The sequence below is a fragment of the Massilia sp. CCM 8734 genome (genome assembly GCF_011682155.1).
In the GTDB taxonomy this organism is placed as follows: domain Bacteria; phylum Pseudomonadota; class Gammaproteobacteria; order Burkholderiales; family Burkholderiaceae_D; genus Telluria_A; species Telluria_A rubra.
This window is the reverse complement of the sequence record NZ_WHJI01000008.1, coordinates 126,932-153,565: the sequence shown is the minus strand read 5'-3', so window position 1 is coordinate 153,565 and position 26,634 is coordinate 126,932. Positions and strand designations below refer to the sequence as shown.

Here is a 26,634-nt window from a genome sequence, read left to right as displayed (position 1 = left end):
GCGCTCGTGCCTCAGAACGCCAGGCTACCCGACAACACCACGGTGCGCGGGGTCGCCGCCACCAGGTAGCCGGCGTCGAACGAGGAGCCGGTCGAGGCCCAATAGTTGCGGTTGGCGGCATTGTCGATGCGCGCGCGCAGGGTCAGCGTGCGCGCGCCGATGCTGGTCAGGTAACGCGCACCGATGTCGATGCGGGTCCAGGCCGGCACTTGCTTGTTATTGGCCAGGTCGGCATATTGGGTCGAGGTGTACAGCGAGCGCAGATTGACGCTCAGGCCGGACACGCCGGGCACATCCCATTCCGCGCTGGCATTTAGCTGCGTTTTCGGGGCGCCGATGGCGTGCTTGCCGTTGTTGGCGGCGATGTTGGTGTTGCCCTGTTCGGTATCGAGCAGGGTCAGGCCGCCCAGCAGGCGCACGCCGCGCAGCGGAGCGCCGAACAGCGACAATTCCACGCCTTGGTTGCGTTGTTCGCCGAACAGGCCGGCCACATCCCCCTGGATGGCCAGCAACGGTTTGGCGGTCGTAAACACCGCCGCGCTCATGCCGAGTTTGCCGCCGTCATACTTGACGCCGGCTTCCTTCTGTTTCGACTTGTACGGCGAAAACACTTCGCCGAGATTGGCCACCTGGCGCCCGGCCGCGGTGTTGCCGCTGGCCACAGGTCCCTTGACCAGGGCTTCGATGTAGTTCGCATACACCGACACGCGCTTGTTGACCTTGTACACCACGCCGGCCACCGGGGTGTTGGCGCTGCCGTCGTACTGCGAGGTTTGCTGCGCGCTGCCGTAGGCGAAACCGGCATCCTTGATGGTCTGGCGGCGCAGGCCGAGGGTGATCATCACATTGTCGTCGAGCAGGGAAACGGTATCGGCCATGGCGTAGCTGGTGAGGATGGTTTTTTGCGTGATGCGCGGGTCGCCCATCACCCCGCCGGTGAAGAAATCGGGCAGTGGCGCGGCCGCGTCGAGCGGGTGGTAGATGTTGGTCGGCACGCCGGCAAAATTACTGATCGCGTAGGCATTTTTCGCCTCGTTCCAATGTCCCGACCAACTGGCCACCAGCGCGTGCGCGAGCGCGCCGGTGCGCACCCTGGCGCGCAAGCCGAGTTCGCCGGTGCGGATTTCCTGCTTGCGCGCATTGTCGAAGCGGTACACGCTGGCATTGCCGTCGAGCGAAGACAGCGCCGGCTCGCCCAGGCTGTTCGATTCCTTGGTGGACCGGGTGCCCACGGCCGCCCAGGCGGTCATCTCATTGCCGAGCTCAACTTCGGCGCGCATCGTGCCGAATACATCGCGTTCCCTGGAAAAGCTCCAGGGCTGGCCGAAGTTACGCCTGGCGTCGGGCGCGCCGGGAATGGCGGCGATGCCGGCCGTGCCGACGCTCGGACGCGGCGCGTCGAGGTCGAAATCCTGGTAGCCCGCATCGGCCGACAGGCGCAGCGCGCGCGCGCGGTAATCAAGGCCCACCGAGAACATGCTCACCCCGTGTTCTTCGCGCGCCACGCTGGTTTCGCCGCCGCGTTTGGCGGCATTGACGCGCATGCCGAACTGTTGCTTGTCGCCAAAGCGGCGGCCGAGGTCGATTGCGGCGTAGGCATGGCCGCCACTCTCGATGCCGACTGTTACTTCGGTCAGCGGACTGTTGCCGGCGCGCTTGGGCATCAGGTTGATGGCGCCGCCGCTGCCGCTGCCGCCCGGCGCGGCGCCGTTCAGGAACGCGCTGGCGCCGCGAAACACTTCCACCCGTTCCAGCAGTTCGGGCGAGACATACTGGCGCGGCAGCACGCCATACAGGCCGTTGTAGCCGACATCGTCCGAATCGAGCGCGAAGCCGCGGATCATATAGACTTCCTGGAAATTGCCGTAGCCGCGAGACAGGCGCACCGCCGGGTCGCTCTGCAGCAGGTCGCCGACGCTGCGGGCCTGCTGGTCGGCGATGAACTGCTGGGTATAGCTGGTGCTGCTGAACGCCGAATTCATGATGTCCATATTGCCCAGCAAGCCCATGCGCCCGCCGCGCGCCACCTGGCCGCCGGCATACGCCCGCGACAAGCCTTCAGCCGACGCGTCGGCCGACGCCGTTACGGTGACGGTGGGAATGGCGGCGTCGCTCTCGACGGCGCTGGTCTGCGCCTGCGCGGCGAAGCTGGCCAGCAGGAAGGCGGCGAGGGCGAAAGGGGTGGGGGCGAAGTGAGGGCTATGCATGGCGGGTTGTCAATAAGTCAGGTGGAAACGATTCCCATTATAAACTGCCAGGTGCGCAGGTTTCTGGCAATTGAGAATGATCTCCATTATCATTCGCGTTTAGCCACTGTGCCAGCCTGCCCGGCGCGCCTCTGTCATGACACCGAATACCGTCCGCCGATGGGCCTGGATACACAAGTGGACCAGCCTGGTCTGCACGATCTTCATGCTGCTGTTATGCCTGACCGGCCTGCCGCTGATCTTCCATCACCAGATCGGGGAACTGCTGGGCAACGAGATCGTCGCGCCCGAGATGGCGCCCGGCACGCCCAAGGCCAGTGCCGACACCGTGATCGGCGCCGGCCTGGCCCTGTATCCGGACATGGTGATGCAATACATGTCGCAGGAAGCCGACGACGACAAGATCTGGCACCTCACCGTGGGCAAGACCCGGCTCGACCCGGATTTCAAGTCGATCGCGGTCGATTCCCGCACCGGCAAAGTGATCCGGGAAAACAAGTTCGAAGGCACCTTCATGAACATCATGCTGCGCCTGCACGCGGACCTGTTCGCCGGGCTGTGGGGCATGCTGTTTTTGGGGTTGATGGGATTTCTGTTCCTGATTGCCACGGTGTCCGGCGTGGTGCTGTACGCGCCCTTCATGCGCAAGCTGCAATTTGGCACCGTGCGGCGCGAGCGCGCCAGCCGCCTCAAGTGGCTCGACATGCATAACCTGCTCGGCATCGTCACCCTGGTGTGGGCGCTGGTGGTCGGCGCCACCGGCATGATCAATACCTGGGCCGACCTGCTGCTCAAGTACTGGCAGAACGACCAGTTGGCCGCCATGATCGCCCCCTACAAGGACCTGCCCGCGCCGGCCGCGCTGGGGCCGTTGCGGCCGGGGGTCGACGCTGCGCTCAAGCTCGAGCCCGGCATGCAGGTCGGCTTCATTGCCTGGCCCGGCACCGCGTTTTCCAGTCCCCATCACTACGGCATCTTCATGCACGGCAAGGAAGCGCTGACCTCGCGCCTGTACAAGCCGGTGCTGGTCGATGCCGTGACCGGCCGCGTGACCGACAGCCGCGACCTGCCGTGGTACCTGACCGGCTTGCTGATTTCCCAGCCATTGCACTTTGGCGATTATGGCGGGGTCTGGATGCAAGTCTGGTGGGCCTTGCTCGACATCGCCACCATCGTGGTGCTGGGCAGCGGGCTCTACCTGTGGCGCAAGCGCTCGCGCGCCGGCAACCCGCAGCTCAGGGGCGCCGCCGTGGCCGCCGGGAGCGCGCCATGAAAGCGCCGTTCCTGGCCCTGTGGGGCTGGCCCATCGTGTTTGGCGTGCTCACCTGCGTCGGCCTCGTCGCGGCCCTGCTCGGCGATGGCTGGTGGGGTGCGGTGTCGGCCGCGACCCTCGGCATGCCGGTGCTGGCGTGTGGCTGGTATGGCCTGAAGCGCTAGCGCGCCGTTCCCGCCGCGAGCGGCGGTGGGCGCCTCCCAGCGACCGGGTCGATCGGCGCCGGCCACAGGCCGAGGTGCGCAGCCAGCACCACCGTGCCGGCTGCGGGAATCCACAACAGGCGTACTGACTTAGCGGAACGCGTAGTTCACGCTGCCATAAAAGCGCCGTCCGCGCGGGTCGGTGTAGGTCGGGTCGTAGCCGGAGATGAAGAAGTTGGCCTGGTTCGAGTACGGCGGTGCCTTGTCGAACAGGTTTTGCACGCCGGCGCGCAGTTTCAGGTTCTTGCCAAACTCATAGGCCAGCGACATGTCCCACAGCGAATACGCTTTTACGCGGTTGGCCGCCACCACAGTGCCGTTGTCGACGTTGATGGCCGAGTTCTGGTCGTCGTAGCCGGCCGAAAAACTGTTGGACACGGTGGCCGAGAGCGGACCCTGGTCCCAGTCCAGGCTGACCGTATGGCGCCAGCGCTGCACCACGCTGTCGGTGACGAACTTGCCCAGGTTGCTGATGTACGGGTCGCCCGTGGCGGTCTGGATTTTCGAATCGAGCACATAGGTGCCGTTCAGGCGCGCGCCAAAGCGGCCCAGGCCGGTGGTCGCGCTGCGCAGGTTGACCACCAGGTCCAGCCCGCTGGCGATCTGGGCGCCACGGTTTTCCTTGTGCAGTTCGATGTACTCGATCACGCCGTCTTCATCGCGGTGGACCAGGCCGCCGTACTTGCCCAGGTTGCCGAGGATGATGTCGTCGCCGATTTCGCTGATCAGATCGGTACGCTTGATTTTCCAGTAGTCCAGGCTGGCGTTCCAGTGCTTGCCCGGCTCCATCACGATGCCGGCCGACACCTGGCGGCTGCTTTCCGGTTTCAGGTTGACATTGCTGTAGCGGCGCGTATCCCAGTTGGTGGCGCAATCGGCATAGTTGTTATCCACGGTGGCGCAGTAGACCGGGTCGGGCAGGGTGGCGGTGCTGCTGTAGACGGTCGGGCGGTACAGGTCGGACATCGACGGCGCGCGGAAGCCCTTGCCGGCCGAGGCGCGCACGGTGAGTGCCTTGTTCGGGGTGTACGCCATGCCGATTTTCGGGCTCAGGGCGCCGCCGACTCGTTGGTAACGGTCGTAGCGCGCCGAGAACTGGCCCTGCCACTCCTTGGTGAAGGGCGCCAGCACTTCGCCGAACACCGCGACCACCTTGCGCTGGTCGCTGGTGGCCTTGCCGCCTTCGGGCGCGGAATCGTTGTTGATGTTGTCGCTCATGAGCAAGGCCGACGGATTGAAATCGGTGCGCTCGCGGCGCGCTTCGGCGCCCACCGCCACGCCCAGGTCGCCGCCGGCCAGCGTCGTCAAGGAACGCGAGGCCTTGAAGTCGAGCGAATCCATGGTGCCGCGCGCGCGCCGCACCACGTCGTTGACCTGGATGCTGCCCAGCAGCGCCACGCCTTCGGCGCCGGACGGGCCGAAGGGATTGATCCTGCCGTCGGCCACGCCAGCGAGCAGCTTGTCGAGCAGCACGTAACCGTGGGTATCCCTATCCTTGACGGTGTTCACGCTGTGGTTGTAGCCCACGTCGTAATCCCAGCCGGCCGCGATGCCGGTCACGCCGGCCACGTAGCGCTGGCTTTCGCTGGTCAGTTCGCTGGTGCGCATGCCGGCTTCATTGAGCCGCATGCGCAGCTGGAGTTCGCCGGGATTGTCGTCATCGAGCTGGTCCAGGCCGCTATTGGCCAGGGCTGGGATCTTGCGGTAATCGATGTAGGCGGTCACGCGCGCCGACGAGCCGACGTAATTGGTGCGCGAGCGGCTCAGGGCCATTTCGGCGTAGGCCTGGGTGTCGGCGCCGAGCTTGAACACGCCGCGGCTGAGCAGGTTCTGCTTGTTCGACTTGGGGTACAGCTCGGTGTCGCCCATGTAGTTGTAGGTGCAGGCATCCACGCCGCCGGTGCCGTCCGGCAGGTACAGATTGGCCGGCGCCGCGCAGGTGGGGATCGCCAGGTTGATCTGGCGGTTGGTAATCGGCCGGCCGTTGAGCAAGAAGCCGGTTTCCTGCAGGTAGTCGCGCTGGGACGAGGAGAGGCGGATGTTCGCCGGGCTGGTATAGCTCGACAGCAAATGGCCGAGGCGCTGCGGGATCCGCAGTTCATTGATGAAGCTGCGCTGCGAGGTGTTCAGGCGCTCGGTGCTTTGCACGTCGAGCACGGCGAACACGTTGTAGCCGTCCTTTTCCAGTTCGCCGGTGCCCAGGCTGAGGGTGGCGGCGCGCTTGCCGGCGCCGCCTTCCTTGGTGCCGAGCGCGTAGGCGTTGATCTCGACGCCACGGAAATCCTTGCGCGTGATGAAGTTGATGACGCCGCCGACCGCGTCGGTGCCGTACAGGGCCGAGGCGCCGTCGAGCAGCACTTCGACGCGCGAGATGGCCGCCGCCGGAATATTGTTCAGGTCCACGCCGGAATCGTCGCCAGGGGACGCGAAGTTGGCCATGCGCCGGCCGTTGAGCAGCACCAGGGTCGACGAGGTGCCGATGCCGCGCAGGTTGGCGCTGTTGAAGCCGCGCTGGTCGCCGCCGACGTTGATGCTGGCGCCATCGGTCAGGCCGCCCACGTTCGACGAGATGCGCGCCATCAGTTCGGCGGCGGTGGTCACGCCGGTCTTCTCGATTTCTTCGCGCGTGACGATCTGCACCGGCAGCGGGGTTTCGGTGACGATGCGCTTGATGGCCGAACCGGTGATTTCTACCTTCGGCATTGGCGCCTCGCTCGCCTGGGCCGAGGCGGCGCCATGGGCCAGCAGGCCGGCGCAGGCGCTCGCGTGCAGCGCCCCGCGGACGGCGCGCGTCAGGCGCGAAACAGGGAAAAATTGAGGATTCTGGCGGTCTTGCTGGCGCATGCTGGAGGCTCCGTGGGGATGAGGGAATTGCGGTGACGCCTATGGCGTCGATGGAAGCCATGTCGGCCACGATATCTGACACCGTCTCTGCTGCCGACGGCAGGAAGTGGTTTTTCCGGAGCAGAAAAAGAGGGTTGGTCGATCAAGGTGATGGCTGTCTGACGCGCAATGAGTATTTAACAAGCTTTCCACTGTACGCAGTTCGTGACGAAAGCTCAATAGGGGACCTCGAAAAACCTACTGCGCGGTGCATGCGGCGGCCCGGGCCGCGCGCCACAGACACGGGTCAACCCATCGATACTGTTGCGTTTTCGCCCGCTATGCATGCGCTCCCGGCATGCCGACTGGGTGGAAAAGCTATCTTATTGGCAGGATTGCAACTATAATTAATGTCCATTTAAAGTAGTAAAGAAAGTAACTCATGTTAATGACGAATATCGAAACCATTCCGGGCAAAACCATCATGACCTGCCACGGCGTGGTCTCGGGCAGCACCGTGCGCGCCAAGCACGTCGGGCGCGACATCATGGCCGGCCTGAAAAATATCGTTGGAGGCGAGCTCAAGGGTTACACGGAGCTGCTCAACGAATCGCGCGACAGCGCCATCGAACGCATGCAGGCCCAAGCCAGGCAGATGGGCGCGAATGCGATCGTCAACGTGCGCTTTTCGACCTCGTCCGTGGCCGCCGGCGCCGCCGAAATCTATGTGTACGGCACCGCCGTCACCGTGGGCTGAGACGATGGGTGAGTTAGTCGTCATCGGATCGTGGCTGGTGTTGGTCGTGATCGGCTATTTCTTCGGCCGCGCCGCCGAGGCCAAGCACTACGCATCGATCCACAGCCGCGAAAAAACCTGGCTGCATCTGCCATCGACCTCGCTCAAGACCTTGCTCGATCCGGCCCGTCCGGTCGAACGTAGTGAGCTGGTGTACGGCAACGTGGTGGTCTCGATCGATTACTTCAAGCAGGCCGTGCTGGGATTGCGCTCGTTCATCGGCGGCGCCGTCACCTCGCACGAAACGCTGATCGACCGCGCCCGCCGCGAAGCCGTGCTGCGCCTGAAGGAAAGCTGCCCCAACGCGCACGAGATCGTCAACCTGCGCCTGGAAGCGATGTCGATTTCCGGCAAGCGCCCCGGCAGCGTGACGTCGGTGGAAGTGCTGGCCTACGGCACCGCCATCTACTTCGCCAAGTAAGAAGCGCCATGAAATACCAGCCTTCGCTGCCCGAACATAACGACAACATTTCCGACCAGCATCCGCTGAAGGATTTTTTCGTGATCGGGCTGTGGCTGGTGGCGGGCACGGCCTTGCTGTTCTGGATGCTGGCGCTGGCCGTCGATACGGTGGTCGAGCGGCTCGACCACGAAAGCGAGGCGCGCCTGTACGCGCTGCTGCCGGCCAAGGCGATCGAGACCGCGCCCGCCGAGCGCCCCCGGCAAGTGCAGGTGCAGACGCTGGTCGACAGCCTGCGCGCCTGCGCCGGCCTGCGCTTGCCGTCGAACGTCACCCTGTACAAGTCGGACACCCCCAACGCTGCGGTTCTGCCGGGCGGCAATATCGTCGTGTTCACCGGCTTGCTCGACGAGGTGAAGTCCGAAAACGGCCTGGCCTTCGTGCTGGCGCACGAGTTGTCGCACATCACCCAGCGCGACCATTTACGTGCGCTGGGGCGCGGCATCGTGCTGTTCGGCGTGTCGGCGCTGCTGACCGGCAGCGATTCGGGGCTGAGCGACTTGCTGGCGCCGGTCGGCCAACTGGGCGACGCCACATATTCGCGCACGCGCGAGGCGGCGGCCGATGCGGCGGCCCTGCGCATCCTGCATTGCCGCTACGGCCATGCGGGCGGGGCGACCGAGCTGTTTGCGGCCCTGAAAGAGGGTGACGCCGACCCGACCGGCCTGTCGCACTACGTGGCCTCGCATCCGGCCATGCAGCAGCGCATCGATGCGCTCGACGCCGCCATCCGCGCCGGCGGCATGACAGTGGGGCCGGTCACGCCGCTGGCGCCAGCGCCCTGACACCTGCCCGAAAAGCACGCAGGTGCATTTTTATGTTTAGAAGCAATGACTTAGCGTGCGAGCGGCTGGCTTGTTAACAAACTTATCCACAGATTCTGTTTGCAACTTAAGGCCGGATGGCAACTGTCCACAGTGCCCGAAAATCGGGCAGTGCCATTTTCTCCTTTAAAAGCAAGGACTTGACGACGTCGCGAGTGGCTTGTTAACACACTTATCCACAGAATTTGTTTACAACTGTGGACAGCTGGCCGATGCAAGGCCCGCCGGGCGCAAAACATCTTTACAAATCCACCCGATTCGCTAGACTTCGAGTCCTGATGTTAGCGCTAACTTCTGGAGGCGGCATGGTCGGCAAGGATGACAAGATGCGTTGGGTGGTGATGGGGGTGTCCGGCTGCGGCAAGAGCACGGTCGGGCAAGCGCTCGCGCAGGAGCTCGACGTGACGTTCGTGGAGGGCGACCAGTATCATCCGGCCGCGAACGTGGCCAAGATGTCGGCCGGGGTGCCGCTCGACGATGCGGACCGGGCCGGATGGTTGCTTGCCCTGCAAGCGCAGATCCGGGAGGCGCGCGCGCGCGGCGCCGGCCTGGTGCTGTCGTGCTCGGCGCTCAAGCGGCGCTACCGCGACCTGCTGCGCGAAGGTGATCCGGCGCTGCGCTTCGCCCACCTGGACGGGCCGCGCGAACTGATCGCCGAGCGCATGCGCGAGCGCGCCAATCACTACATGCCGCCCGCGCTGCTCGAGAGCCAACTGCGCGACCTCGAACCGTTGCAGCTTGATGAAGCCGGCGTGGTGCTCGACATCGGCAGCGCGCCGGCCCTGCAGGTGGCGCGCATCCTCGGCGGCCAGTGAGGCCTGGCCGGCGTCAGCCTTCGCCGGCGCCGTAGATGCAGGCGATATAGGCCGAGCCGTCGCCTGGCGCTCCCACTTCGATCATCCCGCCGCCTTTGACGTTGCGCTTGTAGTTCGGCCCCTTCACCTTGGCTGCCCTGGCGGCGTCTTTCTGCGACATCCCGACGAATTTGGCGTTGTAACCGCCGCCGCCGTTCTGGTCGTCCTCGGTCACGCTGATCAGGGTGGTCTTGATGCCGAACACAGTCAGCGGCGCCGGCAGGACAATGTCATCGAAGCTGTTGGGGTCTTTCACAAACACTTTCACGGCATCCGTATAGACCAGCTTCTTCTTGCATTCGAGCGCGGCGACCAGGTGCGGTGCGGCTTTGGCGAAATCGGCCAGGGTCTGCGCGCTGGCGGCCGGCGTTTGCGCCTGGGCGCTGGCGAACAGGGTAGTCAGTGCGGCGGCGAGCAGGCTGCGGGTCAGGGCATGATGCATGCTGGATGGGCTTTCGTGTGATCGTATTGGTGACATATAATAGTGTTGATAAATATACCATATGAAAGCATGCAATGCGAATCGTAAGCGGGCTCTCCACCTTGATCGTTGCTGCCGGGCTGCTGTGCTGTGGGCCGGCGTTTGCGCGGGCGCTCGACGTGAACAAGGTGCGGCCGACCGGCTTGACCGTGAATCAGGCCAAGCGGGTCCTGATGGTGGTGCTGGAACACGAGCGCGTGGACATGTCCGACACAGCCTGGTGGATCGACGAACCATTCCGTGGCGGCGACGACCTGTATCCGGGCTATCGTACCTTTGGCCTGGTGTACAGCCACCCCAAGAACGCCATGTCTTTTACCCACGGTCATTACGCGGTGAATGTGCTGACCGGGGATGTCTGGGTGGCGAACGCCTGCAAACGCATCAGCTTTCCGGCCCTGTCGACACTTCAGCAAGGTATTTCTTCGCGCACTGGCAAACATCGCCCGAGCGCCAGGGTGGCGCGCGACGACTTCGGCTGCTGATGCTGGCATCTCCCCGCCAAAGCGTTCGCGCAACGGGTCCTGGGCCAGCCGCTTCCGGCGCGGCTATTGCGCCGCGGCGATGCACGGGTTGACCGTGTCCGCGTCCAGGTTCAAGGTGCGCAGCATGGTCGTGCGCGCGCACAGGGCGAAGGCCGGCATGGCGTCGTTGATCGACATGCGCGGTTTGTACTTGGGCGCGATCTGGGAATAGCAGGTCACCATCGATTCGTCGAGCGTCGCAGCGAAACGCGCGCGCGAGACCCCGTGGCAAGCGACGATCTTCTCGCTGATGGTCTTGCTCGATGCGGCGCTGCGTCCGCGCACGTAGGCGAACGCGGCGTCGGTGGCGACCAGGCCTTGCGCGTCCGGCGCCAGCTGCGACTTGTCGAGGTTGGGGGCCGGCGCCGGGTCCGCCGCGTGCGCGGGCACGCCGGCGGCGACGGCCGCCGCGAGAATCAGGGTAGTGAGGATGGTGGTGCGCATGGTGCTCTTTCTGGTGGGATAAATCGGTCTAGCGTGTGGCCAGCGCTTGCAGTTCCGCCGTCATGAGCTTTTTCGGCACGAACGCCAGGGCGTCCGGCGATGCCGCCACGGCCACGTCGACCATCGCCTGCGTGATGCGGCGCTGCGCGATTTTCGACAACGCCAGCGGGTGCGTGCGCAGCCCGCGCAGCAAGGCTTCATCGTCCGCCGCGGACAAGGTGGCCTTGGCCTCGGGCGCCAGCCAGGTCGTATCCGCCGTCCAGTCGGGTTCAAAACCCCTGTCGATCGCCAGTACCGTCGCCGCTTCCAGCGCACTGTCGAACGCGCGGCCGAGGGCGCGGTAGGACAAGGCCAGCAGGAAGTGCGCGTTAACCGGAAACTCCAGATAGTCCAGCGCCAGGGTGGCGTCGCCGATCGCGCCGGCGTAGTCCTCGTTCCAGACCCGCACCCAGGCCCGCAGCGCATAGTGCCGGCCGCGCAGCTTGCGTGTCCATTCATCCCCGGCGCCCGCTGCCAGGCCGGCCTCGATGACGCGGGTGCAGATGTCTTCTTTCATCCCGTCCGGCACCCAATAGATCGCTCCCACGTCCTGCGCGACCGCCGCCGTGCATACATCGATGCTGCGCAGCGCCGGCGGGACGAAGGCGAGCGTGTCGCCGCCATGCTGTACCGAGGCCAGGCACAAGGCGGGCGTGACCAGGTGGGCCGGAATGTATTCCAGTAGCGCCGAGTGGCGTTCGCGCACAGCGCGCGCCGCGATGTCGGCAGTGATCCCCTGCTTGCGTACGGTGCGGATGTCCGAGATGTCCAGCTGCAATGCCAGTGCTTCGAGTTCCGGCGTGCGCAGCCAGAGCGGGATTTTGTACAAACTGACGCCGGCGCGCAGCGCGCGTTCGCTCATCGGAGCATCGATCAGGGCGCCCCAGTAGTTCCACAGGGCGTTCTGGTCCCAGCGGGTGCGCGGTTTGCTGCGATAGGCGTCATGCGCGATCCAGGCGTCGTCCTCGCCGTATAGCGCGCGCCAGCGCCAGGCCTTGGGCGCTCATGCAGACGTCGGGAATCGCGCGTGCGCAATCGACACTTTTGCGTACCAGCGCTTCCAGCCGCTCCGGCGTCTGGAAACGTTCGGGCAGGTACTCCAGCGCGGCCGCGTGCGCTTTCGTGGCGGCGTCGGCCAGCTCGGCGCTGATCTGGTCGTCGGCGAGCTCGTTGATGCCGGTGGGCGATTCGGTCACCAGGGCCAGCAGGGCCTCATGGCTCATGGTGGCCGGCTCGTCCTCGCCCTCGTCTTCGTCGTCTTCGTTCTCGTCCTCGCTGTCTTCGTCGCCGGGCAGCTTGTCGAACGCTTCCAGCGCCAGTTCCAGCGTTTCAAGGTTCGGCGCGCAGGTCAGCCACAAGTCACCCCACTCGTCGCCGTCGCCGGTGTCGCCGCTCCAGTTCAGGGCCAGCCACAGGCGGTTCGCCTCGGGGGCGTCGTCCGTGCCTGGCAGGGCAGTGTCAAGGCGGATCGGCCAGGCGTAGTACCAGGTGTTGTGCGGCTGGCCGGCAAAGTCGGGCTTGTTATCGACCGGGCCGAATTGCGCGCTCAGCCGCTCCACGCAGTCCTGCTGGATGTGGTGCAGAAGCGCCCTGCGTTCCTCCGCCAGGAAGGGGTAGTAGCCGACCAGTTCTTCGTTGAGGTAGAAGCGGACAATGCGGCTGCGCGTGGCCAGGTAGCTGGCGAGCGCCGCTTCGACACCGGCGTCCTCATCGTCATCTTCATCCTCGTCTTCGTCTTCGTCCTCGTCTTCGCCCTCGTCCTGGTCCTCGCCCTGGTCCTCGTCCTCATCGTCGAGTTTTCCTTCGCGTACGAGCAGTTGCAGCTTGCGTTCGGTAGCGAGCAGCATCGCCCTGGCGAAGTCGACCAGGGCATCAAGCGAGGGGAGCTTGTCCATCAGGGAGTGCGGCGGGGCCACGAAGAAGCGCTCCGGCAGTGCGATCGGCTCGCCTGCGGGGCTGGTCCAGAGCAGGCGCGCATCGGCGTCGTAGAGCGCCGCAAACTGGCCCTGCGCCGACGCTTCGCGGCGCAGGCGGAAGGCGATGCGGGCGTCGCGCCCGAGCATCAGCAGGTCGTCGTCGTCGCCGAAGAAAACGGCCAGCGGCGTGTCCGCTTCCGCTTCCTCGAACATGCCGTCCTTGTCCGTCAGCGGTTCCAGGGCGTTGGCAGGCACCGCGACGAATTCGCCTTCGATGTCCAAGATGCCCCATGTGGCCGGCGGATTGGGCTGGCCCTCGACGCGCTCGCAGTAGTGCGCAGTGCGACCGAGGGCGATGCCGTGCTCGTTGATCTCACCGCCCCAGTCCATGCCGGGAATGTGCACCGCGCCATGGCGCGTGACGTAGGTCTGGTCGTTCTCGCGCAGCATGCCGCCGACCATATTGGTGCTTCCGACGGGCGCACCCAGGAAAAATTTGTCGCCGCGCGCATCCAGAAAGCCGGTGTCGTAATCCCAGCTGCTTTTCCCCTGTCCGAAAAATGCCAGGCCGTCGGCATTGAAGTCTTCAATAAACCGGTAGCCGGGCTGTGCGATCCATTCGCCGCGCGCGTCGATCAGGCCATACCGGTCTTCTCCGACCGATACCGGCGCCGCGCCACCGGCGCAAAAACGCAGTGCCTTGACGAAGCGCGGAGCAATCGCCCAGCCGCCCTGTTGGTCCAGATAGCCGGCCTGGTCGCGCTTGCCGCTCCTGGCCACCGCCAGGCCGTTCGCGCAAAAATCACCGGCCTCGCAAAACTCGCCGTCGAAAGCAAACTCGCCGCGCTTGTCGATGTAGCGAAAGGTGTCGGGCGCGACCAGCACCGCCGCCAGGCCGGCATGGAAATGCCGCCCGCCGATCAAGCGCGGCGCGATCGCTGTCGTGCCGTCCGGATGCATGAAACCCAACAGTCCATCCTTGCGGTACGGCGCCAGGCCATCGGAGAAGGGGTGGGTATTTTCCAGCTCGGGCGCAACCACCCAGCGGCCGCCCGCATCGATGTAGCCGGCGCCGCCGCCGATGGCTTTGGCGGGGGCGATCAGGCCGCCCTTGCCGTCGTCGCTGAAAGCCCCGACCCATCGCAGCGCGGGCGAGGCCGGCATGACCCGGCCTTCGTGCACCAGGAGGATTTCGCGCGGGCCGTCGCCAGCCTGCAAGTGATTGCGGATCAAGATCGGATGCGTTGGCATGTGGCGGGTTCTCGTGTGGGAAGAGTCAAGAGTCAAGCGTGTCGGACCGCTTGTTAAGTCAATATTCTAACCGCGCGCCTTGATTTTTCGTCAAGATCGCGTCTGTGGCCGCACCGCGCTTTCACAGGGATTGGTTCACGGCAGTTGCGCGCGCAGCCGTTCGATGGCGAACTCGGCGAACTGGCGCACCCTGGGCGACAAATGCAGCGCGTGCGGATACACCACCTGCAGCGGCTCGCTCGGCGCGCTGTAGTGCGGCAGCACGCGCACCAGCGTACCGGCGGCGAGATCCTCGCTCACATCCCACAGCGCCTTGTAGAAAATGCCGCCACCTTCGCGCGCGATGGCTTGGGCCGCATCGCCATCGTTGCAGAAAAAGGTTGGCGTGATGGCGGCCGTGACCGGTTTGCCGTCGCGCTCGAACACCCAGTGCCGGGTCGAGTCGGCGCGGTACACGATGCAGGCGTGCCGGACCAGATCCTCGGGCGCGAGCGGGGCGCCGTGCCGTTCGATGTAGCCGGGCGAGGCGCACATGATGCGGTAGCCGGTGGCGATCGGGCGCGCGATCATGCTCGAATCGTTCAGGTTGCCGAAGCGCAGGGCCACGTCGATGGCCGACTCGACCATGTCGACGTAGGCGTCGTCCAGGCTCAGCTCGATGCACAGGGCCGGATGCTGGCGCTGGAAGGCGGCCGCGATGCCGCTCATGTAGCGCCGCCCGAAGCCGCGCGGCGCGGCCACCCGCAACAGGCCGGCGATGCTGGTGCGGCTGTCGGTCATGTCGGCCTCGGCATCCTGGACCTCGGCCAGGATGCGGATGCAGCGCTGGTGAAAGCGCGCCCCTTCCTGCGTGAGCGACTGCTTGCGCGTGGTGCGGTTGAGCAGGCGCACGCCGAGCCGGTCTTCCAGCGCCGCCATGCGCTTGCTCACCACCGCCAATGACAAGTCGAGCTCGCCGGCGGCGTCGGTCATGCTACCGGTCTGCACCACGCGCGCAAAAATGCTCAGGTCGAGAATGTTGTCGATCATGCGATTATCAACGCTGCATAGATAGACATTGTATTTTTACCCCATGTATCAATGAAAGTGAAATAAATATAATCGATCGCCTCACAACTTTCAAGGAAGTAACATGAAAAACACCGTCCTGATCGGCGCACTGGCGGCCGCCTTCCTCACGTTTGGCGCGGCCGCGCCCGCCGCATTCGCCCAGGCCGCGCCAGGCGCCCGCCTCAACAAGGTCCAGCCCGGCTACCATCATTTCAAGGTGGGCAATGTGAACGTGACGGCCTTGTCCGACGGCACCCTGGCGATTCCGCCCGCCGCGCTCCTGACCAACGTGGCGCCGGCGCAAGTGGCGGCGCGCCTGGCGGCCACCTTCCAAGGCACCCATGTGGACGCGTCCGTCAACGCCTACCTGATCGAGAGCGGCGCGCGCCTGCTGCTGGTCGACACCGGCAGCGGAGAACTGTACGGCCCGACCCTGAACAAGCTGGTCGCCACCCTGGAAGCGGCCGGCTACCAGCCCGGACAGATCACCGACATCCTGATCACGCATATCCACACCGATCATACGGGCGGACTGATGGATGGAAAGCGTATGGTTTTCCCCAACGCCACCTTGCATCTCGACAAGCGCGAGCTGGACTACTGGATGAGCGCCGCCAGGCGCGGCGAGGCGCCCGAGGCCAGGCGGGCGCTGTTCGACCAGGCGCTGATGAAGGTGAAACCGTATGTGGACGCCGGCAAGGTCAAGACCTTCGATGGCGCCACCGAATTATTTCCGGGCATCCGCGCGATCCCGAGCTACGGCCACACGCCGGGCCACAGTTTCTACGCGCTCGAGAGCGGCGGCGAAAAACTGGTGTTCTGGGGCGACCTGCTGCACGTGGCGGAAGTCCAGATGCCGGACCCGTCGGTGACGATCGTGTTCGATGTCGATGCCAATGCGGCGGCGGCGCAGCGCAAGCGCGCCTTCGCTGAAGCGGCCAGGGAGAAATACTTGGTGGCGGGCGACCACGTGGCGTTTCCCGGCGTGGGCCGCTTGCGTGCCGATGGCGACGGCTACCGCTGGGTGCCGATGCCGTATATCAACGACCATGTGGTGACGGCCGCCAAATAGGCGCGCAACCGGCGTCGGGGAAGGTGGGAGGAGGAAAACTGGTGCCCGGTGTTGAGGCCACCGGACCAGCCTGTCGCCGCATACAACAGAGGCGGCGTACACCCATAGCCTAAGCGCCTGGCGCGCACGCAACACGATCTGCGTCTATCGCGCTAGCTCGCCTGCGCGCCGCTCTTGTGGTATGCATATGGGCGAAAATGTCCGCCCATTGTTTATCGGCTCGCCTCGACGGCCGCCACCGGGCGCGGTTCCGACAACCACAGCGCCAGTCCCAGCGCGGGAAAGGCCATACCCGTCAGCAACACCGCATGCCAGCCATACGTGGCGAACACCCACCCGCCGAGCGCTGAGCCGAGCGCGCCACCGGCAAAAAACAGCGCGATATACACCGAGTTCAGGCGGCTGCGCACTTCCGGCGCCATGCCGAAAATGGCGCGCTGGCCCAGCACCAGGCTGGCGGCCACGCCCATGTCGAGGATGATCGAGGCCACCACCAGCACGCCCAGCGCCAGCGCGCGCGAACCGGGAATCATCAAGGGCAGGGCAAACGCCACCACGCCCAGGGACAGCGCCACGCCGGTGGCCGGCAAGGTCTTGCCGGCATCGGCCAGGCGCCCGGCGATCGGCGAGGCGATCGCCCCGGCCATGCCGACCAGCGCGAAAATCGCGATGCCGGTCTGCGAGATCTGGAACTGCGGCCCGGACAACATCATCGGCGTGACCGTCCAGAACAGGCTGAAGGCGCCAAACAAGCCGGCCTGGTAAGCGGCGCGGCGACGCAGCACCGGGGTAGTCTTGAACAAGGTCCACATCGAGCCGATCAGGCGCCCATACGCAAGCGTGGAGGTCGGCATGCGCTGCGGCAGCTTGACGCGCAGCACGGCGGCCAGTATCAGGATCAGCACTGCGGCGCCGCCGAACACCACGTGCCAGTTGCTGGCGTCGGCCACCAAACTGGCGACCGGGCGCGCCAGCATGATGCCCATCAGCAAGCCACTGACCACCTGGCCCACCACCTTGCCCCGCGTCGCTTCGCGCGACAGGTGGGCGGCAATCGGCACCAGTATCTGCGCCGCCACGGAACCGAGACCGATGGCCAGCGCCGCCGCCAGGAACACCCAGCCGCTGGTGCTGAACGCCGCCGTGAGCAGCGCCACGGCGGTCAGCAGCAGGGCGCCGATCACCAGGCGCCGGTTTTCCAGCACATCGCCGAGCGGCACGATGAACAGCAGGCCGATGGTGTAGCCGACCTGGGTCAGGGTGACGATCAGCCCGGCGGCAGCGGCGGACAGGCCGGTGGCGCGGCTGATCGGCCCGACCAGGGTTTGCGCGTAGTACAGATTGGCCACGATCAGGCCGGCGGCCACCGCCAGCAGCAGCACCATGCCGGAAGAAATATCGCCTGTGGATTCGGTGTTCGGTTTCATCTTGCATCCTCAAAATAGCAACTTGCGTTGAAGTGCTGCCATTGTAGACAAAACCGGTCGGGAGATTATATGCTCATAATGCGCCTATACTTTTCACAAAACATGAACAATTGATGGGGGAATACGCATGGACAAGGTGAAGGCAATGCAAACGTTCGTGCGCATCGTGGAGGCGAACAGTTTTTCGCGCGCGGCCGAGAGCCTGCACCTGCCGCGCGCCTCGCTGACGGCCACCATGAAGAACCTGGAAGCGTTCTTGGGCCGCCAGTTGCTCCAGCGCACCACGCGCAAGCTCTCGCTGACGCCCGACGGGGCCCAGTATTACGCCCACTGCATCGACATCCTGGCCGCCATCGACGCGGCCGAGCAACCGTTTTTTGGCGCGGAATCGGCCCGGCCCAGGGGCAAGCTGCGGATCGACCTGCCGTCGGCGCTGGCGCGGCACCTGATCCTGCCGCACATCGCCGCCTTCCATGAGGCCTGTCCCGAGGTCGAACTGAGCATCAGCATCACCGACCGCCTGGTCGACCTGATCCAGGACGGCATCGATTGCGCGGTGCGGGTCGGCAAGTTGCAGGATTCGTCGATGATCGGGCGCCAGATCGGCGAGATGCGCTTCGTCACCTGCGCCACGCCATCCTACTTTGCGCGCCATGGCGTGCCGCAGGCGATTGACGAGCTGCACGCGCACCGCAGCGTGGTGCATTTTTCGGCGCGCACAGGGCGCCCGTTCGACTGGGATTTCGTGGTGGGCGAGGCGGTGGTCAAGGTGGCCATCAGCGGGCCGATCGCGGTCAACGATGCCGATGCCAACCTCAGTTGCGCCTTGCAGGGACTGGGACTGACGCAGGTCGCCACCTATCAGGTCCGCCGGCACCTGGCCGACGGCACGCTGGTGCAGGTGCTGGCGGACACGCCGCCCACGCCCATGCCGGTGTCGCTGCTGTATCCGCAAGGGCGGATGGCCGCGCCCAAGCTGGCCGCCTTTGCCGGCTGGCTGGTGGCGCTGTTCGACAGCGACCCGGACCTGGCGCTGGCCGGCCGGCCCTGATGCCGATGGCCGGGCGCGCGCTCAGGGTGGTCGTGGTCGCAAGCGCGGCCTCCCCCAGAATCGCACCGCGTCTTGGTCATTTTCGTAATTGAACTTACACCTCCTTGCTTGCAGAATAAGCCGCAGCCCCGCACCCCGTCCGTTGATACTAAAGCAATTTGTTTTAGTTATACAATAAACAAATGAAGCGTGCCCAAGAATGAGGCGTGCCAGCGAGGCTAAAGGAGACAATCAACCATGTTGATGCCAAAATCGCATCGAATCGCACTGCTGTTCAACGCGAACAAGATTTTCGATCGTGAAGTAATTGAAGGAATCGCCGCCTATCTGTCGAGCACGCGCAGCTCGTGGGACCTGTTCCTCGAAGAGGACTTCCGCCTGCGCCTGCCCGGCATCGAAGACTGGCAGGGCGACGGCGTGATCGCCGATTTCGACGACCCCGCAGTCGCCGCCGCCCTCGCGCGCAGCCGCATTCCCGTCGTCGCCGTGGGCGGCTCCTACGAAAACGTGGCCGCCTACCCGTCCGGCGTGCCTTACGTGGCCACCGACAATTTCAAACTCATCAAACTGGCCTACGAACACCTGATCGAAGCCGGCCTGCGCCATTTCGCGCTGTTCAGCCTGCCGGAAGCCCAGGAAAACCGCTGGGCCCAGGAACGCGAAAACGCCTTCCGCAGCCTGATGCGGCGCGACCGCATGGAAGCCGAAGTCTTCCGTGGCCAGGGCACCAGCGCGCCATCGTGGGACGAAGCGGTCCAGCAGCAGATCAACTGGCTGCACAGCCTGCCTAAACCGTGCGGCATCATCGCCGTCACCGATGCCCGGGCGCGCCAGTTGATGCAGGCCTGCATGATCGCCGGCATCGAAGTACCCGAACAGGTGGCGCTGATCGGCATCGACAACGATCCGCTGGCGCGCATGCTCACCCGCATTCCGCTCAGCTCGGTGATCCAGGGCGCGCAAGAAATGGGACGCGCCGCCGCCCACCTGCTCGACCAGATGCTGCACGGCGCGCGCCTGTCGACGACGCGTATTCTGGTGCCGCCGGCCGGCATCAACGTGCTGGCGTCGAGCAAGCACGAACCGGCCAAGCACCCGCACGTGATGCGCGCGCGCCACTTTATCCGCCAGTACGCCTGCCAGGGCATCAAGACCGGGCAGGTGGCCGATTACGTCGGCATTTCGCGCTCGTCGCTGGAATCGTATTTCAGGCAGGAGCTCGGTTGCAGCGTGCATGACGAGATCCTGCGCTTCCGCCTCGACACGGCCATCGCCATCCTCGGACGCGGCGACTGCAACCTGGCCAACGTGGCGCTCAGCTGCGGCTTTACGTCGAGCCAGTACATGCACTCGGTCTTCAAGCGCGAGCTTGGCTGCACCCCGCGCGCCTACCAGGACCAGGCCCTGCAAGGCCAGGCCGAGCCGGCGGGGGCTCCTCAATTTCACCATGCAGACTCTTAATGACGACCAACCAATTGATTGCCACACCTGCGCTACGCTCCGCCGACCAGCTGTTCACCCTGCGCAACGGCAATGACATGCGCCTGACGATCAGCGAGCGCGGGGCGGCGCTGGTGTCGTGGTGGGCGCCCGACCGCTACGGCAAGGTGGCCGACGTGCTGCTCGGCTATCGCGACCTTGCGGGCTACGCCGACAACAGCGCCTACTTCGGCGCCATCATCGGGCGCTGGGCCAACCGCATCGCGCAGGGCCGCTTCATGCTCGACGGCGCACCGGTGCAGGCCACCGTCAACGACCGCGGCAACCATCTGCACGGCGGCGACGCCGGCTTTCACAAGGCGCACTGGAACCTGAGCGCGTCCGACGCGGGGGTGTCGCTGCGCCTCAGTTCGCCCGATGGCGATGGCGGCTTTCCCGGCAAGCTCGACGTACAGGTGCACTACCGGCTCGACGACGAAGGCCGCCTGACCATCGACTTCGAAGCCGTGGCGGACGCGCCCACGCCGGTCAACCTGACCGCGCATCCGTATTTCAACCTGAATGGCGGCAGCGCCGACGTGGGCGACCACATGTTGCAGATCAATGCCGATTTTTACCTGGAGACCGATCCGGGCGGCATTCCCGTGGGCGTGGCGGCGGTAGCCGGGACCCCGTTCGACTTCCGCCAGCCGGCCGCGATCGGACCGCGCCTCGGTTGGCCGGATGCGCAGATTCGCCTGGCGGGCGGCTTCGACCATTGTTACTGCGTCAAGCCGCACGCGATGGGCCGCACCGGGCCGCTGCGCGAAGTGGCGCGCGTGGTCGATCCCGGATCGGGACGGCGTTTGCAGGTGTCCACCACTGAGCCGGGCTTGCAGTTTTATAGCGGCAATTCGCTCGATGGGGTGCAGGGCAGGGCGGGGCGGCCGTATGCGCGGCATGACGGGTTTTGCCTGGAGGCGCATGCGTATCCGGATCAGTTGAACGGCCAGTGCGCCTCGGCCGTGATACTGCGGCCCGGGCAGGTGTACCGGCAGACCACGGTGTACAGGTTGTCTTTACAATCCTGACCGCTCGGGTATCGCGTTACGCTACAATCGCGCATCTCAACGGCGACAGGCCAAAACCATGTGGTGGAGCGCCATCGTTGCATTAGCGTTGTCAGGGGCCGCCGGCATGACCAGGCAGGCGCCCGTGAGGATTCTTCTGATCGCCTTTTCCCTGCCTTTTTTCTGGATCTGGCGCCGTCTCTGGCTTGAGAAGAAGGAAGCGGACGATGACGCTGACGCGCGCCAACTGGGCCGCTTGATCGGCGCCGACTACGACAAGCTGCCGGCCGCCGGTTTCCTGGATCAGTTTACCGATAATCCGTGGCAGGGCTGGCCCAAGTTCGCGGGCGATATCGAGGTGGGCCGGGTCTTGCGCGCCACCGGCGAGACGCCCGCGTTCTTCATTGTCGACGTCTGCTTCAATAAAAAGAACCGGGATGAAGACCTGGCCGCCTACACGGTGACCTTCGTGGTGATCCCCCTGCGGACGGCGCGGCCCGGCCGGCTCGAGGAGTCGATGATTCCCAAGCACTACAAGGCCCTTGAAGGGACGGCGTTCCTGTATTTCTATCGCGCCAAAAGGTGGACTGAAGCTGGCGAGGGCGCCCATTTGTCGGTCGATGACGTTCCGGAGGCGCTGGCGCACGCCGGCAAGCTCGCCGTACAGCTCGGACACGCCGGCCACGGGCTTTGAGCCGGCACTCCTGCTTGCTTCTATTTCCTGATTTGTGGGTAAGTCTGCGGATAGTTCGCCATCAACTCGTGCGCACTGCGGCCGGGACAGGTGTACCGGCGGACCACGGTGTACCGTCCACCCTTGTGATAAAAATACCACTATTCGAATGTGACGACCGGACTGGCAAGGCCCCGCCAACCCAGACCGTGGTCCACATGGCATGTGCAGGTCAACGAGAAGTCACAATTGAGCGGTATCGTTGGCACCGGCAGGCGTAACGCTCCCGCCCGACCTTCCCGCGACATCGGCCCTCTCTCAAAAGGCAGCTTCCATGAAAAGAGAAACAAACTCCGTTCAACCGTCAAACCCGGCGTGGTTCAAAGCCGCGCTGGCGTCCTGTATCGCCTTGACCGCTGTGACGGCGCATGCCGACGACTTCCCCAAGTGGAATGCCGCGATCACCAAATACAATGAAAAGCAGGTGCGCAATTTTCATCCGACCTTCGACTTCGATTCGGACGGCTGCTATCCGGCCACGCCGTTTCACCGCAACGAGAACCTGCGCCAGAATCCCGGCAAGAACGCCACTGGCAGCGTGTACGGCGCGTGCCGCGACGCCGACTGGACCGTCTACGCCAATACCGTTCACCGGCAAATCTGCAAGTCCAGCGTCGAAGGCGCCGACAAGATCGAACGTTGCGCGCACTTTTACGAGCTGTATTTCGAAAAGGACCAGGCCATCGGCCTGAGCTTCCTTGGCGGCCACAGGCACGACGTGGAAACGGTGATCGTCTGGACCGGCAAAGTGAACGAGCAGCCAGATTTCATCTCGCACGTTTCCACCAGCGCCCACGGAAAATACACCACCCGCGCAATCGGCCAGGTACTGACCCAGAACGGCCACCCGATGGTCGTCTATCACAAGGACGGCGCCCTCACCCACGCTTTCCGCTTCGCTAACGCCGACGACAAGCGCCGCGTCGAGTTCCTCGGCAACTGGGGCGAGTTGTATGCGCCGGATATCATCAGCCATTACAGCGCGGTGGTGGACTGGAACAGCGACGAAAGCGTGCGCTATCAAGCCAACCGGCAGTACCGGCTGGCGCTGGAAGCATCGAATTTCGGCAGCGCCTCGTTCAAGACGCGCAGCGACAACGAGATTGCCAACGTCGCCAACAGCACCGTGCCGCGCGGCGACGCGTTCTGGCAAAACACCGCGTTTTCGCTCAATGAGGTGTGGAGCACCAGGGACAGCGAATTGAAGGCGAATTATCCGCAGACTTACTTGCAAATCAGGGAATAGCGCGGCGAACATGAGCCACCTCGCGGTGGCCGGACGAGGCACGTGCCTCGTCGTACAACTTGCTTATTGTTTAATCTGAATATCAAGCGTAGTATGATTTCATCGCTGCCGTGACGACCCCGCTTCGGGTCGCCGGCGCCGATCCCGACCTGCGCGACCCGGTTCCCCACCGTCCTCGCAATGGCGACAGGTACGCGAGGTATCTGTCTCAGACATCGCTGTCGGATGCTGATTGTATTTCCCTAATTCACGTTGTCGGACCCGATCGCCCTGCGTCGCATCGTCAGGCCGATCTGGCATTGCCGCAGGCAAGGACCCGGCACGTGGACAGGGATCGTCATGCGCGGCGCAAAGCGTTCGCCAAAAGAACGCGCGCCTCTTTCTATTTTCTTCATTGGAGACAACCATGAAAACGTCCTTCCTTGCCGCCAGCATCATGCTGGCGTTCGCTTCCACCGCCCACGCCGCCGCGCTCGACGCCAGCACCTTCGTCGGCGCCAGCACGCCCCTGCAAACGGCCCTGTACGGCGTGCGCAACTATTCCGCCCCGGTGCTGGTGAAGGGCTTGCACGACCCGGCCAACTACCTGGCCGCGCCCAAGCTGCCGGCGTGGCAGTTCGCCCGCGTCGATCCGACCGGTGGCGTGCTCACCTTCGAGCGCCAGGCGGCGCCGGCGACCGGCTGGCATACCTGGTCGCGCAAGGGCAAGGTGGTCCTGAGCGGCGGCGGCGCGGCGCGGCTTGATCGCGTCTATACCGTGTTCAACGGCCAGCAACTGGTCGCCGCCATCAAGGAAGCCGGCAACGAACCGAAAATCATCCGCGTGGTCGGCCACATCGACTTGCGCTGGAGCGAGAACAACACGGTGTTCCGCGAGTACACCAGCTACGCCGACCAGAAATACGGCGGCTCGATCAGCTTGCCGTCGAACACGACCCTGGTGGGCATCAACGACGCCCAGGGACGGCCGGCGCGCATCACCGGCACCTCGCTGCTGATCGGCGGCGAGCTGGCGCTGGCGCAAGGGGGCGATCCGGAAGCCGACTTCAAGAAGTGGATCAAGGATGGCAAGGATGGCGAAGACTATCCGACCTGGACCCGCAACGTCATCGTGCGCAACCTGGTCATCGACACGCCGTGGGACGTCAATCCCGAGGACGAGGACAATGCCTACGCCGACGGCGTCACCGTCTCGCGCGGGCAAAACATCTTTCTCGATCACCTGAGCATCAGCGATGGCGACACTCCCGAGTCGCTCGCCACCGGCGCCTACAAGACGCGCCACGATGGCGCGCTGGATGTGGTGCGCGGCAGCGATTACGTGACCATCGCCAACAGCTATTTCGCCAATCACCACAAAACCACGCTGGTCGGCAATGGCGACGGCGGGCGCGCCTGGAGCGACGAGGGCCGCCTGCGCGTGACCTTCGCGGGTAACTGGTGGAGTTCGGTGGCGGCGCGCCTGCCGCTGAACCGTTACGGGCTGGTGCACATGTTCAACAATCTGGTCACCGGCAACGTGATCACCAAAGACACCGACGTCAAGTTCGAAAGCGGCACCGATGCGCGTTACCGTTCCAACATGCTGATCGAAAATAACTACTACAACATCACCGGCCTGAAACTCTCCGAGTTCTGCGGCAAGGCGATCAAGGGCAAGAGCTTCATCGGCTTTCGCTCGTCGGGCCACATCTTCACCAGCGACCGCGCCGGTACCAATGCCGTCGATGGCCAGTGCGGCATGGCGCGGCCCGATGCGGCCAAGCTGTGGACGCCGCCGTACCTGTACGCGCTGCAAACGGCCACCTCGACCTTGGCCGCCGTGCCTGCGCAAGCCGGCGCCGGCAAGCTCAAGTAATCACACCACGCATCTATCTGGAGACAAGCATGTTGTTCGAACGATTGCGCTTTACTGTTGTCTTACTTTTCACACTGGGCTGCGCGCCCGCGCTGGCGCAGGCGGCGCTGGTGGTCGACACCGGCACGCCGTCGAACGCCATCGGCGCGGGCTGGGCCTTTAACAGCGGCCACAGCTATGCGGGCCGCTTTGCGCTGTCCGCCGCAACGACGATTAATAGCATCGAAGGCTATTTCGGCACCGATGCGGGCGAGGTTGGTATCAGCCTGTTCAGTAACAGCGCCGACGGCGAGGGCGGCTTCATTCCGGGCAACGCGCTGCGTTCGGCCAGCTTTGCCACCGGCGTGGGCGAGGCCGGCTGGCGCGGGCTGGCCGGCCTGGACTGGGCGGTCGGCGAGGGCAGCTACTGGATCGTGTTTACCGCGACCTGGGACAGCGCCAGCCAGGCCAGCTTGCCCGGCGCGGCCGCCCGTCCCTTGGCCGGCTATGCGCTGGAACAGGGCGGCCAGTGGTACGACGCGGCCGGCCTGGGGCTGGACCAGGGTTTGCATGTAGACGCAAGCGCCGTGCCCGAGCCGGGCGGCATGGCGCTGTTCGGCCTGGGGCTGGCCGTGCTGGGCGTGGTGAGCCGGCGCAAGCGGGCCTGAGACACGGTACGCGAACCTGCAACCCGGCCGCTACCGATCCCGGTTCTGTCACGAGGGCTGTTGCGCGCTGACCGATGCGTGAATCAGGTGGGCGATTTCGTCGCCGCAGCCGCCCGCCAGTGACATTGCGCTGATCGGAGAGGTGCTCGACCGCATCGGTGACAAATAGACCGTCACGGCGGTCGGCGCCTTGTGGACGGGGCCGATGCGGTTCAATGTGATCCTGCGCCTGATCGGCGGCGTATCGCACAGGATGTTGATCTTGACGCTGTGCGGCCTCGAACGCGACGACCTGGTGACGCCGTTGCCAGGTCGGCAGGCAGTCCAGCGGCTGGCAGGCCTACCGTTCCCCACCCGGTTTTTTGTTCGTCGTCACAAAACCAGCGCTATCGATTTCCGCAATCTGACCGACCGTAACGCTTTGCCCGGAAAGGCCTTTCGTAGGCCATACGACATGACGGTCACGACCGACAACTCCCGAATGAATACAGCATCTTTCTCACGCCCAGCGGCGAGCTTTGCCACCACGAGGTCATGCGGGTCAAGGCAAAATGGAGTCGGCTATGTCAGGATAACGGCCGTGTAAGGACTGACTGCCGATGATGATAAATTCAGTATCGTCGCAAAGTTCGCTTGCAACACGCAGAACGTGCTCAACCTCGGACTTCTTCATTGACCTTCCTGACAATTTTCGGGTCCAGCATGCCCACATAGGGGAGCGATTGGCGCAATTGGTTGCTTCGATCGCTACTGCCGACCATGGCAGAAATCAACTTGTCATCATCTGGGTCCAGGAGTATTGCCAGCCAATCAGAATACGCTTGGCCGAATGTTCCCTGAGAGCGCCACCGTTCAATGTTGCTGACCGATTTTTTCTTAATTTCTTCCACGGTAAAACGCACCAGAACTTCGCATGAGAGTTTGTGTTTTACGATATCGAGGACCTCATGGTCGTTGCGCTCCGGG

General features: G+C 64.6%; 26 protein-coding genes. 16 read left to right on the top strand and 10 right to left on the bottom strand.

Annotation, left to right across the window (positions count from 1 at the left end):
• Nucleotides 1-11: 11 nt before the first annotated feature.
• Entirely contained in the window at nt 12-2,207 is a 2,196-nt protein-coding gene (locus tag F2P46_RS10115; protein WP_166888346.1) for a TonB-dependent siderophore receptor, read from the bottom strand.
• A 136-nt stretch (nt 2,208-2,343) separates the two neighbouring features.
• Here F2P46_RS10115 and F2P46_RS10110 point away from each other — a divergent pair, with 136 nt between their 5' ends.
• Together F2P46_RS10110 and F2P46_RS10105 are read left to right on the top strand one after the other, a co-directional pair.
• Nucleotides 2,344-3,480, top strand: a complete 1,137-nt coding sequence (locus F2P46_RS10110) for a PepSY-associated TM helix domain-containing protein (RefSeq protein WP_166888343.1) — start codon at nt 2,344-2,346, stop codon at nt 3,478-3,480.
• Complete coding sequence (locus F2P46_RS10105) at nt 3,477-3,644, top strand: hypothetical protein (protein ID WP_166888340.1); 168 nt, start codon at nt 3,477-3,479, stop codon at nt 3,642-3,644. Before F2P46_RS10110 ends, F2P46_RS10105 begins: the two co-directional genes overlap by 4 nt.
• A gap of 129 nt (nt 3,645-3,773) precedes the next feature.
• Here F2P46_RS10105 and F2P46_RS10100 read toward each other — a convergent pair whose 3' ends face one another.
• The gene (locus F2P46_RS10100; RefSeq protein ID WP_166888337.1) at nt 3,774-6,527 is read right to left on the bottom strand and encodes a TonB-dependent receptor; all 2,754 of its coding nucleotides are present in this window, start codon (nt 6,525-6,527) and stop codon (nt 3,774-3,776) included.
• 421 nt (nt 6,528-6,948) lie between these two features.
• On the opposite strand from F2P46_RS10100, the gene F2P46_RS10095 reads away from it, so the two are divergent.
• The 4 genes from F2P46_RS10095 (at nt 6,949) to F2P46_RS10080 (ending at nt 9,401) form a co-directional block, all read left to right on the top strand.
• Nucleotides 6,949-7,263 carry a YbjQ family protein gene (locus F2P46_RS10095; RefSeq protein WP_166888335.1) on the top strand — a complete coding sequence of 105 codons (315 nt, stop codon included), beginning with the start codon at nt 6,949-6,951 and terminating at the stop codon, nt 7,261-7,263.
• Nucleotides 7,264-7,267: 4 nt separating this feature from the next.
• Nucleotides 7,268-7,723, top strand: coding sequence for a YbjQ family protein (locus F2P46_RS10090; protein ID WP_166888332.1), 456 nt, complete (start codon nt 7,268-7,270; stop codon nt 7,721-7,723).
• An 8-nt stretch (nt 7,724-7,731) separates the two neighbouring features.
• Complete coding sequence (locus F2P46_RS10085; protein ID WP_166888330.1) at nt 7,732-8,547, top strand: M48 family metallopeptidase; 816 nt, start codon at nt 7,732-7,734, stop codon at nt 8,545-8,547.
• 380 nt (nt 8,548-8,927) lie between these two features.
• A complete protein-coding gene (locus F2P46_RS10080) occupies nt 8,928-9,401 on the top strand; it encodes a gluconokinase (RefSeq protein WP_166888480.1) in 474 nt (157 codons plus the stop codon).
• Nucleotides 9,402-9,414: 13 nt separating this feature from the next.
• On the opposite strand, the gene F2P46_RS10075 is transcribed toward F2P46_RS10080, so the two are convergent.
• Nucleotides 9,415-9,882, bottom strand: a complete 468-nt coding sequence (locus F2P46_RS10075) for a hypothetical protein (protein ID WP_166888327.1) — start codon at nt 9,880-9,882, stop codon at nt 9,415-9,417.
• Nucleotides 9,883-9,956: 74 nt separating this feature from the next.
• Here F2P46_RS10075 and F2P46_RS10070 point away from each other — a divergent pair, with 74 nt between their 5' ends.
• Entirely contained in the window at nt 9,957-10,406 is a 450-nt protein-coding gene (locus tag F2P46_RS10070; RefSeq protein ID WP_166888323.1) for a hypothetical protein, read from the top strand.
• A 63-nt stretch (nt 10,407-10,469) separates the two neighbouring features.
• On the opposite strand, the gene F2P46_RS10065 is transcribed toward F2P46_RS10070, so the two are convergent.
• The 4 genes from F2P46_RS10065 to F2P46_RS10050 form a co-directional block, all read right to left on the bottom strand.
• Nucleotides 10,470-10,889: a hypothetical protein gene (locus tag F2P46_RS10065; RefSeq protein ID WP_166888320.1), complete on the bottom strand. Its 420-nt coding sequence runs from the start codon at nt 10,887-10,889 to the stop codon at nt 10,470-10,472.
• 28 nt (nt 10,890-10,917) lie between these two features.
• Nucleotides 10,918-11,790, bottom strand: a complete 873-nt coding sequence (locus F2P46_RS10060; protein WP_166888318.1) for a hypothetical protein — start codon at nt 11,788-11,790, stop codon at nt 10,918-10,920.
• A 79-nt stretch (nt 11,791-11,869) separates the two neighbouring features.
• On the bottom strand, nt 11,870-14,095 hold the full coding sequence (locus tag F2P46_RS10055) for a WG repeat-containing protein (RefSeq protein ID WP_166888315.1): 2,226 nt from the start codon (nt 14,093-14,095) through the stop codon (nt 11,870-11,872).
• A 135-nt stretch (nt 14,096-14,230) separates the two neighbouring features.
• The gene (locus F2P46_RS10050; RefSeq protein WP_166888312.1) at nt 14,231-15,124 is read right to left on the bottom strand and encodes a LysR family transcriptional regulator; all 894 of its coding nucleotides are present in this window, start codon (nt 15,122-15,124) and stop codon (nt 14,231-14,233) included.
• 103 nt (nt 15,125-15,227) lie between these two features.
• On the opposite strand from F2P46_RS10050, the gene F2P46_RS10045 reads away from it, so the two are divergent.
• The gene (locus F2P46_RS10045) at nt 15,228-16,217 is read left to right on the top strand and encodes an MBL fold metallo-hydrolase (RefSeq protein WP_166888309.1); all 990 of its coding nucleotides are present in this window, start codon (nt 15,228-15,230) and stop codon (nt 16,215-16,217) included.
• 212 nt (nt 16,218-16,429) lie between these two features.
• On the opposite strand, the gene F2P46_RS10040 is transcribed toward F2P46_RS10045, so the two are convergent.
• The gene (locus F2P46_RS10040; RefSeq protein WP_229509201.1) at nt 16,430-17,644 is read right to left on the bottom strand and encodes an MFS transporter; all 1,215 of its coding nucleotides are present in this window, start codon (nt 17,642-17,644) and stop codon (nt 16,430-16,432) included.
• Nucleotides 17,645-17,771: 127 nt separating this feature from the next.
• Here F2P46_RS10040 and F2P46_RS10035 point away from each other — a divergent pair, with 127 nt between their 5' ends.
• From F2P46_RS10035 to F2P46_RS10005, 7 genes are all read left to right on the top strand, one after another.
• Nucleotides 17,772-18,695, top strand: coding sequence for a LysR family transcriptional regulator (locus tag F2P46_RS10035; protein ID WP_166888306.1), 924 nt, complete (start codon nt 17,772-17,774; stop codon nt 18,693-18,695).
• 237 nt (nt 18,696-18,932) lie between these two features.
• Nucleotides 18,933-20,156 carry a DNA-binding transcriptional regulator gene (locus tag F2P46_RS10030; RefSeq protein ID WP_166888304.1) on the top strand — a complete coding sequence of 408 codons (1,224 nt, stop codon included), beginning with the start codon at nt 18,933-18,935 and terminating at the stop codon, nt 20,154-20,156.
• Nucleotides 20,156-21,205, top strand: a complete 1,050-nt coding sequence (locus tag F2P46_RS10025) for an aldose epimerase family protein (protein WP_166888301.1) — start codon at nt 20,156-20,158, stop codon at nt 21,203-21,205. Before F2P46_RS10030 ends, F2P46_RS10025 begins: the two co-directional genes overlap by 1 nt.
• A 58-nt stretch (nt 21,206-21,263) precedes the next feature.
• Nucleotides 21,264-21,878, top strand: a complete 615-nt coding sequence (locus tag F2P46_RS10020; RefSeq protein ID WP_166888298.1) for a hypothetical protein — start codon at nt 21,264-21,266, stop codon at nt 21,876-21,878.
• A 313-nt stretch (nt 21,879-22,191) separates the two neighbouring features.
• Nucleotides 22,192-23,163, top strand: a complete 972-nt coding sequence (locus F2P46_RS10015) for an NPP1 family protein (protein WP_166888295.1) — start codon at nt 22,192-22,194, stop codon at nt 23,161-23,163.
• 406 nt (nt 23,164-23,569) lie between these two features.
• Entirely contained in the window at nt 23,570-25,021 is a 1,452-nt protein-coding gene (locus F2P46_RS10010; RefSeq protein ID WP_166888293.1) for a pectate lyase precursor, read from the top strand.
• A 29-nt stretch (nt 25,022-25,050) separates the two neighbouring features.
• The gene (locus tag F2P46_RS10005) at nt 25,051-25,668 is read left to right on the top strand and encodes a PEP-CTERM sorting domain-containing protein (RefSeq protein ID WP_166888291.1); all 618 of its coding nucleotides are present in this window, start codon (nt 25,051-25,053) and stop codon (nt 25,666-25,668) included.
• Between the two features lie 48 nt (nt 25,669-25,716).
• Here F2P46_RS10005 and F2P46_RS37600 read toward each other — a convergent pair whose 3' ends face one another.
• Nucleotides 25,717-25,884, bottom strand: a complete 168-nt coding sequence (locus F2P46_RS37600; protein ID WP_166888061.1) for a hypothetical protein — start codon at nt 25,882-25,884, stop codon at nt 25,717-25,719.
• On the opposite strand from F2P46_RS37600, the gene F2P46_RS09995 reads away from it, so the two are divergent.
• Nucleotides 25,874-26,254, top strand: a complete 381-nt coding sequence (locus F2P46_RS09995) for a hypothetical protein (RefSeq protein ID WP_229509200.1) — start codon at nt 25,874-25,876, stop codon at nt 26,252-26,254. The genes F2P46_RS37600 and F2P46_RS09995 overlap by 11 nt on opposite strands.
• Nucleotides 26,255-26,321: 67 nt before the next feature.
• Here the strand turns inward: F2P46_RS09995 and F2P46_RS09990 are convergent, their stop codons facing one another.
• A complete protein-coding gene (locus F2P46_RS09990; protein ID WP_166888289.1) occupies nt 26,322-26,570 on the bottom strand; it encodes a hypothetical protein in 249 nt (82 codons plus the stop codon).
• Between the last annotated feature and the right edge of the window lie 64 nt (nt 26,571-26,634).